Below are 530 nucleotides of genomic sequence, written 5' to 3'. Positions count from 1 at the left end.
ATTCAATGGCCTGTTCTGCCAAGCGGTGATGTCCTCTAATATGTTATCGGTGACTCTTGAGACAAGAGAGCTTGAGATGTCGACATCGTAGAGCTCTTTAATGCTCTCTACGATCTCAGTGGTGGTTTGACCCTTGGCGTAAAGGAATATGATTTTATCATCGAGACCTGAGATACGGGTTTGATGCTTACTAACGAGTACAGGCTCAAAGCTGCTATCACGGTCTCTTGGGGTAGAGATTTCAAGATCGCCTGTATCACTGCGGACGGTCTTTTTAGTGTGTCCGTTGCGCTTGTTTGGTTTATCTGCTTTCTCATGCTTGGGGTAACCGAGGTGGTCTTCCATCTCGGCTTCAAGTGCGGTGTCGATAAAAGATTGCATGAGCTGCCTCTGAAAGTCTTTGATGTCATCGAAGCTGTTCATGCTACCAGCCATTTGCTCGGCCAGTTTTTTAATGTCAGATTGAGTCGTCATTGCTTATTCTCCTGTTAGTGGATTATAAGCAGTTACACAAAGTTTGGGAAAGGCTC

1 protein-coding gene is annotated in these 530 nt (G+C 45.5%); it reads right to left on the bottom strand.

The features are described 5' to 3' along the window. Positions 1 to 474 (bottom strand): transposase (locus CXF60_RS00620; protein ID WP_180958053.1); only part of this gene is annotated, 474 nt, incomplete at its 3' end. Positions 475 to 530: the final 56 nt, after the last annotated feature.

The sequence above is a fragment of the Psychrobacter sp. 4Bb genome (assembly GCF_002836735.1).
Classification (GTDB): Bacteria; Pseudomonadota; Gammaproteobacteria; order Pseudomonadales; family Moraxellaceae; genus Psychrobacter.
Note: the sequence above shows the minus strand (reverse complement) of the source record. Positions and strands in the feature narration are given on the sequence as shown.